At 63.1% G+C, this 12,118-nt stretch carries 14 protein-coding genes; 8 read left to right on the top strand and 6 right to left on the bottom strand.

The window, feature by feature from the left end; translation table 11 throughout:
• Positions 1-195 precede the first annotated feature (195 nt).
• The 5 genes from Q7T45_RS06880 to Q7T45_RS06860 all read left to right on the top strand — a co-directional run bounded on the left by Q7T45_RS06880 (position 196) and on the right by Q7T45_RS06860 (position 3,572).
• Positions 196-1,311 carry an AI-2E family transporter gene (locus tag Q7T45_RS06880; protein WP_304869075.1) on the top strand — a complete coding sequence of 372 codons (1,116 nt, stop codon included), beginning with the start codon at positions 196-198 and terminating at the stop codon, positions 1,309-1,311.
• A 46-nt stretch (positions 1,312-1,357) separates the two neighbouring features.
• Positions 1,358-1,690 carry a YqjD family protein gene (locus tag Q7T45_RS06875; protein WP_304869073.1) on the top strand — a complete coding sequence of 111 codons (333 nt, stop codon included), beginning with the start codon at positions 1,358-1,360 and terminating at the stop codon, positions 1,688-1,690.
• Positions 1,691-1,811: 121 nt separating this feature from the next.
• The gene (locus Q7T45_RS06870; protein ID WP_304869070.1) at positions 1,812-2,279 is read left to right on the top strand and encodes a hypothetical protein; all 468 of its coding nucleotides are present in this window, start codon (positions 1,812-1,814) and stop codon (positions 2,277-2,279) included.
• 189 nt (positions 2,280-2,468) lie between these two features.
• A complete protein-coding gene (locus Q7T45_RS06865) occupies positions 2,469-2,684 on the top strand; it encodes a hypothetical protein (RefSeq protein WP_304869068.1) in 216 nt (71 codons plus the stop codon).
• 321 nt (positions 2,685-3,005) lie between these two features.
• The gene (locus Q7T45_RS06860; protein ID WP_304869066.1) at positions 3,006-3,572 is read left to right on the top strand and encodes a septal ring lytic transglycosylase RlpA family protein; all 567 of its coding nucleotides are present in this window, start codon (positions 3,006-3,008) and stop codon (positions 3,570-3,572) included.
• 26 nt (positions 3,573-3,598) lie between these two features.
• Here the strand turns inward: Q7T45_RS06860 and Q7T45_RS06855 are convergent, their stop codons facing one another.
• The 5 genes from Q7T45_RS06855 to Q7T45_RS06835 form a co-directional block, all read right to left on the bottom strand.
• Positions 3,599-3,817 carry an alkylphosphonate utilization protein gene (locus Q7T45_RS06855; protein WP_304869064.1) on the bottom strand — a complete coding sequence of 73 codons (219 nt, stop codon included), beginning with the start codon at positions 3,815-3,817 and terminating at the stop codon, positions 3,599-3,601.
• A gap of 195 nt (positions 3,818-4,012) precedes the next feature.
• Entirely contained in the window at positions 4,013-4,219 is a 207-nt protein-coding gene (locus tag Q7T45_RS06850) for a DUF6494 family protein (protein WP_304869062.1), read from the bottom strand.
• A 16-nt stretch (positions 4,220-4,235) separates the two neighbouring features.
• Positions 4,236-4,502, bottom strand: a complete 267-nt coding sequence (locus Q7T45_RS06845) for a hypothetical protein (protein ID WP_304869060.1) — start codon at positions 4,500-4,502, stop codon at positions 4,236-4,238.
• A 231-nt stretch (positions 4,503-4,733) separates the two neighbouring features.
• Complete coding sequence (locus Q7T45_RS06840) at positions 4,734-6,659, bottom strand: propionyl-CoA synthetase (protein WP_304869058.1); 1,926 nt, start codon at positions 6,657-6,659, stop codon at positions 4,734-4,736.
• 192 nt (positions 6,660-6,851) lie between these two features.
• Positions 6,852-7,628, bottom strand: a complete 777-nt coding sequence (locus tag Q7T45_RS06835; RefSeq protein WP_370691226.1) for a hypothetical protein — start codon at positions 7,626-7,628, stop codon at positions 6,852-6,854.
• Between the two features lie 189 nt (positions 7,629-7,817).
• Here Q7T45_RS06835 and Q7T45_RS06830 point away from each other — a divergent pair, with 189 nt between their 5' ends.
• On the top strand, positions 7,818-8,588 hold the full coding sequence (locus tag Q7T45_RS06830; RefSeq protein ID WP_304869053.1) for a hypothetical protein: 771 nt from the start codon (positions 7,818-7,820) through the stop codon (positions 8,586-8,588).
• Positions 8,589-8,770: 182 nt separating this feature from the next.
• Here the strand turns inward: Q7T45_RS06830 and Q7T45_RS06825 are convergent, their stop codons facing one another.
• Complete coding sequence (locus Q7T45_RS06825) at positions 8,771-9,577, bottom strand: SDR family NAD(P)-dependent oxidoreductase (RefSeq protein WP_304869051.1); 807 nt, start codon at positions 9,575-9,577, stop codon at positions 8,771-8,773.
• 214 nt (positions 9,578-9,791) lie between these two features.
• On the opposite strand from Q7T45_RS06825, the gene Q7T45_RS06820 reads away from it, so the two are divergent.
• Positions 9,792-11,831, top strand: coding sequence for a TRAP transporter fused permease subunit (locus tag Q7T45_RS06820; protein WP_304869049.1), 2,040 nt, complete (start codon positions 9,792-9,794; stop codon positions 11,829-11,831).
• A 19-nt stretch (positions 11,832-11,850) separates the two neighbouring features.
• Positions 11,851-12,118, top strand: a 268-nt coding sequence (locus Q7T45_RS06815) for a TAXI family TRAP transporter solute-binding subunit (protein ID WP_304869047.1), incomplete at its 3' end; no start/stop codon positions are given.

Here is a 12,118-nt window from a genome sequence, read left to right as displayed (position 1 = left end):
AATCAACCCGGCCGGGGCTGCAAGGTTCCGTTCGACTCAAGGCACAGGGTGGCCTGTCAACCAGCCGGCGCTTCACGTTATTGCGACGGAACTTTCGGTTCCCACGCGGGTTATGTGGCCTGTCGCCCGGTTCGTCAGCGCACCGCGACCCTGTTCAAATTTGTTCACATTCGCCGTAGCGCGGGGGAGAGCCAATTGCGTGTCCTTCCCAATGAGCGTGCGTCCGCTGACCCGGCAGGCAAGCCGCTGTCCGACAGCAAAACCGAACAGCCGCCGGTGATCCGGCGTGCCGAGGTAGTGGCATTCGCGCTGGTCGCGCTTCTCATTATCTGCATCGTCGCCGTGCTCTATGCCGCCAAGGCGTTTTTCCTTCCGGTCATGATGGCGTTCGTGGTCGGCACCATGCTGGCGCCCGCGGCACGCCATCTCGAACAGCACCGCATTCCGCGCGCCGTATCCGCGGTCATGATCGTGTCCGCAGCCTGCGCGGTGGTCGCCTTCATGATCGGCCTGATCGCCGCCCCGGTCATCGAGTGGAGCGCGCGGCTTCCCGAACTGGGCTCGCTCATGAAGGACAAGCTTCATGTATTCGATCGCCCGTTGTGGCTGTGGCAGCAAATGCAGCTGTCGCTGGGCGGATCCGAAACCCTGCCGGGCGCCTCGTTCCAGTTGCCCAAGATCGAGTGGGTGCAGCCGACCCTGGAATTCCTGTCGCCCACCTTCGCCGAGTTCCTGCTGTTCCTGGTGACGCTGATCCTGTTCATCGTCAGCTGGCCGGACCTGCGCCGCGCCATGGTCATGACCTTCGGTGACCGTGAATCGCGGCTGCGAACCCTGCGCATCGTCAATGCGATCGAGGAGCATCTCGGCGGCTATCTGCTGATGGTGACCATGATCAACATCGGCGTTGGCGTGGCGACCGGCATCATCTGCGCGGCGACGGGGATGCCGAACCCGGCCGCGCTCGGCGCGCTGGCCGCGACATTGAACTTCATCCCGATCATTGGTCCGGTCTTCATGTTCGCGATCCTGACCGTGGTCGGCGTCGTCGCTTTCCCGACGCTGGCCGGCGGACTGCTCGCGCCCGCTCTGTTTGCCGGGATGACCTTTCTCGAGGGCCATTTCCTGACGCCGGTGATCGTCGGCCGCCGCCTGCAGCTCAACGCGCTCGCCGTGTTCATCGCGCTTGCGTTCTGGACCTGGCTGTGGGGACCGATGGGCGCCTTCCTGGCCTCGCCGATCCTGATCGTGGCGCTGATCATCAAGGTGCATCTGATGCCCGACGATTCAGTACAGCTGCCGGGACATTGATCCCCGCCGCGGTTTCAGCCCGGGAACTTCCCGCAGACCCGGACGTTTGTGGCTTACGCAATACGAATGCTTTGAGAAGGATGTAGCAGCCGTGAAAAACGATATTTCCGCCCTGACCGACCAGATCACCGACGTGCTCAATACGTTCGCCGGCAGCGCCAGCAAGCAGGCGCGCCGTGGCTACAAGGAAGCCCGCGCCAATGTCGACTCGGCGTACGACGATATGGCCGAGCGCGGCAGCGCCATGATGGATTCCGCCTATGACGCGGCCTCTTCGCTGGAGGAATCACTGGAAGATGTCATTACGCAGCGCCCGCTGGCGACCGTGGGTATCGCGCTCGGCATCGGCTTTCTGATCGGCGCGGCATGGCGGCGGTAGAACTGATGCTGGTCGAATGGGCGCCGGTAGCGGCGTGACTCGAAGATCCAGACTGACCGGATGGTGGCGCCGAGGCGCCGCCATCGCGTTCGCTTAAATTCCTTTCAAATCGGGGCGTTGCATGTTTGGGCGAATGATCGACGATATCAAGGAGAGCACCGGCACCGCCCTGCGGCTGACCTCGCTGGCCGCGGCGGCCGCTTTCGCGCTGCTGGTCACCACATCGTTTCTGTGCGCGGCGCTGTTCGTGTTCGTCCTGCAGAAATATGGTCCAGTCGAAGCGTGCCTGGCGGGGGCCGGATTGTTCTTCGTGGTCACGCTGATCGCGGCCGTCTGCTACAAGGTGCGCCAGAACCAGATCCAGGCCCGCGCCGAGGAAGCCGCCAAAGAAGCCGCACGGTCGGCGAAATCCGCGGCCTCGCACATGCTGGCCGATCCGATGCTGCTGGCCGCCGGCCTCCAGCTGGTCCGCGCCATCGGCGTCAAGAAGCTGATCCCGATTCTGGCGATCGGCGGGCTGGCACTGGGCTTCATGATGAGCCGCGGCGCGAGCGAAGCCGGCGACGAGGCGGAAGCGCCGGCGGAGTGAGCATGGAGATTCAATGCGCGACGCAAGTCGCAATTCCTGGACTAAATCTCTCAACGTCGTCCCTGCGAACGCATGCGTTCGCAGGGACGACGGGCGAGGGATTCCGTTTTCAAAACTCCGTAATAACCCGGAGATACTTTCTTCCGTCAAAAGCGGACAAGACCGGCTGACGACAGGACGATATCGAAAATGGCGGTTATCATATTTCTACTGGCGATCCTGCTCGGCGGTACCGCTTTCCTGTTCAAGGAAGCCGCTTCGCAAATTTCGATCGGTGCGCCCTGGGCCGGCGAGGTCTGCTCCACCTCGCAGATGTTCTGTCATCATCCGGAATACATCGCCTATGCCGGCTTCGGACTGATGGTGCTCGCGATCGGGACCAAGCTCCGCAACCTGGCGCACTGAGCGCCATCAACGCGTTGCAGCTCTCCGGCGCAGGTTGATCCTGTTGAAGATGCGTTCGAGCCGATTACAGACGCGTAGAAATACGGCTCAAGCAATTCGCATGAGCGCAGTCATGCTGCTGACGCAATCTCTGCCTAGTCGGTGAGAACCAAGCACACCTGTGCGAGTACAAGCTTGGTTTCCACAACGGTTCCGTCGCCACGATTGGCACGTATCCGCAAAAATTGGCGTGAGTTCGCCAACGCATCCGCATCCGCGTTGGCTTGACCCTGTTTTGCGGCATCGAGAACCGAACGACCCAGAAAATCCAGTCGAGGAGTCATGATGTTGTTTCGCTCGGGCGCCGCAATTTGCGGCGCCGTGGTTACGCTGGCCATTTCTGTTGCCGTCGCACGAAGTGAAATCAATGCGGTTCATTCAAGCGCCGTCGTCGATGCCGCTTCCGGGGATGCGATCGTTGGCGCAGCATCTACCTACAATCCGTTCCGCCCCGGATGGCGCGAGGGCGGTCCGAGCACGGCCTCCGGCGAGCGCTATGATCCCTCTGTCTGGGCGGCCGCCATCAAGACGAGCTTGCGCGAGAAATTTGGCGGGGTCCAGTTTGGCGCGAGGCCGAAATATGCCCTCGTCGAGGCTGCAGGCAAGAAGATCATCGTCAAGATAAATGACGTGGGGCCACTCATGCCCGGCCGCATCATTGACCTCAATGAACGGGCGATGCGCCATTTCGATCCAAGCCTGCAACTCGGGGTCATTCATGACGTAAGAGTCAGTCCTCTGTCCGGCGACTATTGGAGCCCCGGACCGGTCGGCCGAACATTGCAAGCGCAGGAAGTCGAGCCTGAACAGCGGGAACCCCTCGATGACGTCCCCGCCGCTGATCTTTGAGGCGATGCTATCTCCGGCGGAAAGCATCACGCCTTCTTCAGAAACTCCGTGCGCAGCACCAGGCCCTTGACCTTGTCGGTGCGGCCTTCGATCTCGTCGGCATTGTCGGTGAGGTGAATGCCCCTGATGACGGTGCCACGCTTGAGGACTGTCGACGAGCCCTTCAGCTTGAGGTCCTTGATCAGCGTGACGCTGTCGCCCTCGGCGAGCAGTGCGCCGTTTGAGTCGCGTACCTTGATGTCCATGTGGTGATGTCCTTTATGAAAATGGTGAGGCACCTCTTCCCTTCTCCCCTTGTGGGAGAAGGTGGCGCGGATGAAATCCGCGCCGGATGAGGGGTCTCTATCCGCGGAGACAGACCCCTCACCCGTCCGCGATGCTTCGCATCGCGTCCACCCTCTCCCACAAGGGGAGAGGGAAGCAAGGCCGCTCGATTCGTACTACCCCAGTTCGATCTCTTCCGTAATCTCGTGCGTCAGGCTAACGCCGCCGACGGTGAGAACCATTTTCGCCGGCAGCTTTTCATTGCCCTTGAGGCGGCCGGCCGCGATTGCGTCGCGCACCGCCTTCTCGATCTCGCGCTGCGAGGTGATGCCGACCTTCTTGAGAAAGCCGCGCAGGCTGCTGTTGAATTTGTCTTCGTTCATGGTGGTCTCCCTGGATTCAAGGCCGTGTCGGATTGTTGAGCATGTATTCGCCGAGATTGCGCTGCCGCTTGTCGGCGCGCGAGTTGGCGTTGGCGCGCTGGACGTCGCGGTCCTTGCGGCAATTGACGTAGTCCGGCGAGCCCGCCGCATGGCTGCGGGCGCAGAACGCGTCGTCGTCGCCGCTGCTATCGACCATGGTCGGCTGCCCGCGCTCGAGGCAGCCCGCGAGCAGGGGCGCGAGGAAGAGGAGTGCCAGAAAGGTTCGTGAGGAGTTAGGGCGCATTTTTCGATCCGTTGTCCCATTTCGTCATTGCCGGGCTTGACCCGGCAATCCATCGAAATCAAGGCATTTTCCTTGATCGGGGCAGACAAGGGCCCTCCGTCGTCATTGCGAGGAGCGCTTGCGACGAAGCAATCCATTCTTTCTTCGCGTGGTGAGATGGATTGCTTCGCTTCGCTCGCAATGACGTTGACGGGCCGGAGTGGGACCCGTTCGCTGCGCTCGCAATGACGATCACACCCTGCCCTTCAGCGCGCCCTCGATCTCCTCCAGCACCTTGGGATCTTCGATGGTGGCTGGCATCGCCCATTGATCGCCGTCGGCGATCTTCTTGATGGTGCCGCGCAGGATCTTGCCAGACCGCGTCTTCGGCAGCCTTCCCACCGTGATCGCGAGCTTGAACGCCGCGACCGGGCCGAGCTTTTCACGAACCAGCGCCACGATCTCCTTTTCGATCTCGGCATGGCTGCGTGTCACGCCGGCCTTCAGCACCAGGAAGCCGCAGGGCACCTCGCCCTTGATGGCGTCCTTGATGCCGAGCACCGCGCATTCGGCGACGTCGGGATGCGCGGCGAGAATCTCCTCCATGCCGCCGGTCGAGAGCCGGTGGCCGGCGACGTTGATGATGTCGTCGGTGCGGCCCATCACGAAGACATAGCCGTCTTCATCCATGTAGCCGGCGTCGGAGGTTTTGTAGTAGCCGGGGAATTCGGCGAAATAGGCTTCCCGGCAGCGCTCGTCCTGCTCCCACAGCGTCGGCAGGCAGCCCGGCGGCATCGGCAGTTTGATCACGATCGAGCCCATGGTGCCGGCGGGCAGCGGCTTCGAGGCTTCGTCGACCACCTCGACCTGATAGCCCGGCATCGGCACCGTCGGCGAGCCGTGCTTGACGGGCAGCATGCCGAGGCCGACCGGATTGCCGGCGATGCACCAGCCGGTTTCGGTCTGCCACCAGTGATCGATCACCGGCACCTTCAATTGCTGCTCGGCCCATTCCACCGTCGGTGGATCGGCGCGCTCGCCGGCCAGGAACAGCGTGCGGAATTTTGAAAGATCGTATTGCCGGATGAACTTGCCGTCCGGGTCTTCCTTCCTGATGGCGCGGAACGCGGTCGGCGCGGTGAACAGCGCCACCGCCTTGTGCTCCGAAATCACGCGCCAGAACGCGCCGGCATCCGGCGTGCCGATCGGCTTGCCCTCATACATGATCGAGGTCGCGCCATGCAGCAGGGGGCCGTAGATGATGTAGCTGTGGCCGACCACCCAGCCGATGTCGGATCCGCACCACCAGACTTCACCCGGCTTGACGCCGTAGAGGTTGAACATCGACCATTTCAGCGCGACCAGATGCCCGCCATTGTCGCGCACCACGCCCTTGGGTTTGCCTGTCGTGCCGGAGGTATAGAGAATATAGAGCGGATCGGTCGCCAGTACCGGCACGCAGTCCGCGGACTTCTTCGCGGCGATGGCTTTGGCTCGCAGCTCGGCCCAGTCGTGATCGCGGCCGGCAACGAGATCGCAGCCGTGCTGCGGCCGCTGCAGGATGATGCAGGTCTCGGGCTTCACGCTGGAAAGCTTTATCGCTTCGTCGAGCAGCGGCTTGTACTGCACGATGCGGCCGGGCTCGAGCCCGCAGCTTGCCGAGAAGATCAGTTTCGGCTTGGCGTCCTCGATCCGGGTGGCGAGTTCTTTCGCGGCAAAACCGCCGAACACCACGGAATGCACCGCGCCGATCCGCGCGCAGGCCAGCATCGCCACCATGGCTTCCGGCACCATCGGCATATAGAGGATGACGCGGTCGCCTTTGGTCACCCCGAAATCCTGCATGATGGCGGCCAGCGTCTTCACCTCATGCAGCATCTCGGCATAGGTGAATCTGGTGATGGCGCTCGTTCCCGAAGAACTGGCCAGCGGCGAATCATGGATCAGCGCCAGCTGATCGGCGCGTCCGGCAGCGACATGGCGGTCGAGCGCGTTGTAGCAGGTGTTGACCACGGCGCCGGCGAACCAACGGCCGTAAAGCCCCATGGCGGGGTCGAACACCTTCTTCGCCGGCTCGATCCAGTCGATCTCGCGCGCCGCCTCACCCCAAAAACCCTCGGGATCCCGCAGCGAGCGGGCATGGACCTCGTGGTAGCGGCTGGTGTTCTGGATGTTCATGGCGTCGCTCCCGGCTAACTTAAGTCCCTTGTCTCACTCAGGAAACAAGACGTGGATGGCCGGGACAAGTCCGGCCATGACCGAGATCAAATCCGGTCATTTTCTTTTGCGGCATTGTCACGGGATGACCCGACAATTCAAGGCGAAAACGCTGCGATATCAGACTAACCGGCGCTCGTCGGGTCGACCGGCCTAGTATCCGTCGACCCCCACTATCTCCTGCAGCCGTTCCTTCATCGCCTTGCGCAGGTCGTAACCCGGCTTTCCAAAGCTCGCATTGCGGCGGGCGATGAATTGGTCCTGCTTGCGCTGCAAGGCACGGACGGCGCGCGGGCCGACCTTGGCGGCGTCGCGCATCACCAGGGCATGCACGCCATCGATCTCGCGGTCGAGATCGGCCAGTTCCGGACTGGCGCAGATCGCCTTCTCCACCGGACGTTTGGCGGTGGCGCAGTTGAAGCTCGGCTTGTTGGCGACCGCTATCAGCACGCCCAGGCGCTCCAGTTCCTGCGCCAGCGATCTGTAACTGGCTTTGGCTGCCGCGTGGTCCGGGTTCAGCTTGATCGCGGAAGCGAAATCGGCCAGCGCGCGGCGCCGGTCGCCCTTCTTGCGCCAGAGTTCGCCCTTGATATTGAAGATATCCGCAAGCCCCGGGTCGAGCCACAGCGCCGCGTCGTAATCGCTGATCGCGTTGTCGATCATGTCCTTGCGCTCATGAGCACCGCCGCGCGCGACCAGCGCCTTGATGCGGTCCGGCTTCAACGTCCTGGCGCTGTCGATCAGCACGCCGCACGCGGCGATGATCCTGTCGGCGTCGTTGGCTGTCGCTGCCGCGACGCACGGCGCCGGATCCACCTCCGGATCGGTGGATGGCTTGGCGCCGGTCGCGAAGGCGCCATGGAGCGAGGCCACCGACAGCACAAAGGCAACGGCCACGTTGCGGATCCGGACTGCAGGACGAAGTCGCATCGATCTACCCGGCAAAGTGCCTTCAATATGGGAGAGATTCGCGTCCGGCAATAGCCGCGCTAACCGGACTGCGGCCGAATTGCGTTCCGATCGGCATCCGGCTGCGCATGACTGCTGCGGCTTTTTTTCTTGAACCATTTGCCTGTTACGGAGACTCATCTACTCGCATTTTGGAGACTGAATTCCCCCATGACGACCTTAATCGACGACCAACGCACTCATGCGAGCGCAACCTCCCACGCCCAATACTTCTACTTCTATATGGCGCTGTCCTGCGTCGCCGTCGCCTTCCTCGGCTTCGCACCGACCTACTTCGTGCCGATGGCAGCGGGAAAATTTCCGCCGATGCCGGTGGTGCATTTTCACGGCCTGCTGTTCTTCGCCTGGACGCTGTATTTCGCATTCCAGAGTTGGCTTGCCGCATCGGGCCAGGTGGTGCGGCACCGGACCACGGGCATGATAGGCGTGTCGCTGGCGACCGCGATGGTGATCTCCGGTTTCCTGGTAGCGGTCAGCGCGATGAAGCGCTCCGCCGAGATCGGCATGCGTGATGAAGGCATCGCGTTCGTGATCGTGCCGCTCAGCGGCATGCTGTTTTTCGCTGTCGTGTTTACGCTGGCGATCGGCTATGTCAGGCAAAAGGAAATCCACAAGCGCCTGATGCTGCTGGCCAGCATCTCGCTGCTCGACGCCGCGGTGGCGCGCTGGTTCCTGACGTTCCTGGCGCCTCCGGGACCTGCCGGCCCGCCGCCGGTGCCGGTCACCATCCCGCCGGCTTTCGTCGCCTATCTCCTGCTGGTGGCCGCGATCGTCTATGACTGGCGGACCAACGGGCGTCCGCATCCGGTCTATGTCTATGGCGGCATCGCGCTGATCGCCGTGAAACTCCTGAACTGGCCGATCAGCACCACCGCAGCATGGCACTCGCTGGCGGGCGGAATCCTGGCGATGGCGCAGTAGCGAACTCTCGTGCCCCGGACGCTGCGCAGCGCGCCGCACTTGCGGCGTGATGCGCTGCAGATCCGGGGCCCACGCGTCATCAGAAAAATATGGGTCCCGGCTCTGCGGAGCGGCGCAAAAGCGCCGCACCGCGTCCGGGACACGGATGCTACTCCTGCGCGCTCGATTCTATCGCTCAGCCCCTAATTCCCCGCCTTCACGGTAATCCCGCCATCGACGATCAATTCCAGCCCGGTGACGTATTTCGATTCGTCGGAGGCGAGGAACAGCGCGGCGTTGGCGACGTCCCAGGCGTCGCCCATGTGCCCCATCGGCACCTGGGCGTCGCGCGCGCGCCACATCGCCTCGACGTCGCCGGCGGCATAGCTCGAGGCGAGGCCGGCGGAATGCTCGACCATCGGCGTCTTCATCAGGCCCGGCAGGATGGCGTTGACCCGGATATGCTTGGCGGCGAATTCGACCGCGGTGGTCTTGGTCATCTGGTTCATCGCGGCCTTGGAGGTGCCGTAGCTGACATAGGAAATGCCGAGATGGCGGATCGAGGCGATCGAGGAAATGTTGATGATCGAGCCGCCGCCCTGTTTTTCCATCACCGGGATGACATGCTTCATGGCGAGGAAGGCGCTTTTCAGGTTGACGTCGAAGACATGATCCCAGCTTGCCTCCGGCACGCTCACCACGCTGCCCATCTCGGCGATGCCGACATTGTTGTCGAGCACGTCGATGCGGCCATAGGTTTTCAGGCAGGCGGCCACCATCGCCTCGACATCTTCCGATCGGGACGCGTCGGCGGTGAAAGCCGCCGCCTTGCCGCCCTCTGAGGTGATGATATCGACGGTCTCCTGCGCGGCCTTGCCGTTGCGGTCGACGCAGAACACCTGCGCGCCCTCGCGCGCAAAGGTCACCGCGGTCGCCTTGCCGTTGCCCCAGCCCGGGCCGATCGAACCGGCGCCGACCACCATCGCTGTCTTGCCCTTGAGCCGTTCCATCGACTTCTCCCTGTTCTTGACGTGTTGGCGCCTTGTACCCCGAATGGAACCCCGAGGTCACGCCCCCGGCAAGCCTCCGGGCACGGCATCGGAAAAGTCCCCGAATCCCCCGCCGGAAACCCTTGCAACGGTTGCCGAAAACCGGGATCAATGCGCCGCAATCAAGGACCCGGCCGACGAGGTCAGGCCATGGTGCAAGCGTTTCGGGGGAAGCATGGCCACAGACCAACCAAAGCCGGGCAAATCATCGCCCAATGACGACGTCGTCGCCATTTCCGATGAGGCGCTGCAGCGGGCCGAGGCGTTCATCGAAGCCGACGAGGGCGCGGCCAACCGGCTGATGGGCTGGTGGGGACGGGTCTCGACCACCCTTGCCGTGGTCATGAGTCTGTTCCACCTCTACGCCGCCTATGCGATCGTTCCGACCCAGGAACTGCGCTACACCCACGTCGCCTTCACTTTGGTGCTGAGCTTCCTGCTGTTTCCGCTGGCGACCCGGTTTCGCAACCGGGTGCGCTGGTGGGACGTGGTGCCCGGCCTGTTCGCGGTGGCGACCATCGTCTATGCGCTGTGGGGCGGCGAGGATTTTACCGACCGCGCCACCTCGCCCGAACGCCTGGACGTCATCGTCGGCGTCGTGTTCATCATCCTGCTGCTGGAGGCGACCCGCCGCACCACCGGGCTGATCATGCCGGTCGTCGCTGTGATGTTCATCGCCTATGCGATGCTCGGCCCGCATCTGCCGGCGCCATGGACCCATCGCGGCTACGAATTGCCACGGCTGGTCGGCCACCTCTTCATCACGCTGGAAGGCATTTTCGGCGTCGCGGTCGACGTCTCCGCCACGCTGATCATCCTGTTCACGATCTACGGCGCGTTCCTGCAGCAATCCGGCGCCGGCAAATTCTTCATCGACTTTTCGCTGGCGCTGATGGGCGGCAAGCCGAACAGCGCCGGGCGCACCGTGGTGCTGTCGTCGTTCCTGCTCGGCGGCCCCTCCGGATCGGGCGTCGCCACCACCGTGATGATCGGCACCGTCGCCTATCCGATGCTGGCCAAGGCGGGCTTCGAGAAGAACGCCGCCGGCGGATTGCTGGCAGCCGGCGGGCTAGGCGCCATCCTGTCGCCGCCGGTGCTGGGAGCCGCGGCCTTCCTGATCGCCGAGTTCCTCAAGATCAGCTATCTCGACGTGATCTGGATGGCGACGATTCCGACCTGTCTCTATTATCTGTCGCTGTTGATCATGGTCGAACTGGACGCCAAGAAGTACGGCGCCAAGGATGTCGACTTCACGCCGGAAATGTCGCTCGGCCAGATGACGAAGCGTTACGGCTTTCACTTCATCTCGCTGCTCGCCGTCGTGGTGTTCATGGTGATCGGCTACTCGCCCGCGCTGTCGGTGTTCTACGCTACCGCCGTGACCTTCGCGCTGAGCTTCCTGCGCAGGGAGACCGCGCTGGTGCCGACGAAGCTGGTCAAGGCGCTGGCCGACGGCTCGATCGGCGCCTTGAACGCCGCGACCACCTGCGCCTGCGCCGGCATCGTCGTCGGTGTCGTGACCCTGACCGGCCTCGGCCTCAAATTCTCGTCGATCGTGATCGCCTATGCCGGCGGCAGCCTGTTGCTGACCGCGATCTATACCGCGCTGATCGTGTGGATCATCGGCCTCGCGGTGCCGGTGACGGCGTCCTACATCATCTGCGCCGTGATCGCCGCCCCCGCATTGATCAAACTCGGCGTGCCCGATTACGCCGCCCACATGTTCATCTTCTATTACGCCGTGCTGTCGGAAGTGTCGCCGCCGACCGCGCTTTCGCCGTTCGCCGCCGCCGCCATCACCGGCGGCGATCCCTACAAGACCACGCTGCAGTCGTGGAAATACACGCTGCCGGCATTCCTGGTTCCATTCGTGTTCGTGCTCGACCCGCAGGGCGTCGGCCTGCTGCTCTCGATCCCGAAGGGCGGATCGTGGGTCGACATCGTCGAAATCACAATCAAGACAACGCTCGGGCTGGTGGCGCTCGCCGCGGTTGCGCAGAACTGGGCGCTGCGACAAAATAAGCCGATCGAGGGCGTCCTGCTTCTGCTATCGGGACTGCTGCTGGTTTTCCCCAGTCTGATCGAGGCTATCGTCGAATCGATTATCGGACGTGACATCAGCTATACTTACGTGCCGGGCCTGATCATCGGCCTCGGCGTGCTGCTGTGGCAGGCCAGAACACCAACACCAAAACGACCGGCCCTCACCGTTTAAGAATCAGGGAGTGAACTTAATGATGACGAAGACCAAGAAGACCGCGGCGATGCTGGCGATTACCCTCACGGCGGGGCTCGCGCTCGCCGGCATGGTTCACGCCCAGCAGAAGACCATGTCGATCGGCACCGGCGGCACCGGCGGCGTCTATTATCCGCTCGGCGGCGCCGTCGCCAACGTGCTGTCGAAGAACCTGCCGAACGTGCAGGCCACCGCGGAAGTCACCGGCGGATCGGTCGACAAACTCAAGCTGATCGCGTCCGGTCAGAGCGAGATGGCGTTCACCA

This window comes from Bradyrhizobium sp., from assembly GCF_030646015.1.
Lineage (GTDB): Bacteria > Pseudomonadota > Alphaproteobacteria > Rhizobiales > Xanthobacteraceae > Bradyrhizobium.
The sequence above is the reverse complement of the archived record's forward strand: the minus strand, read 5'-3'. Positions and strand labels throughout refer to the sequence as shown.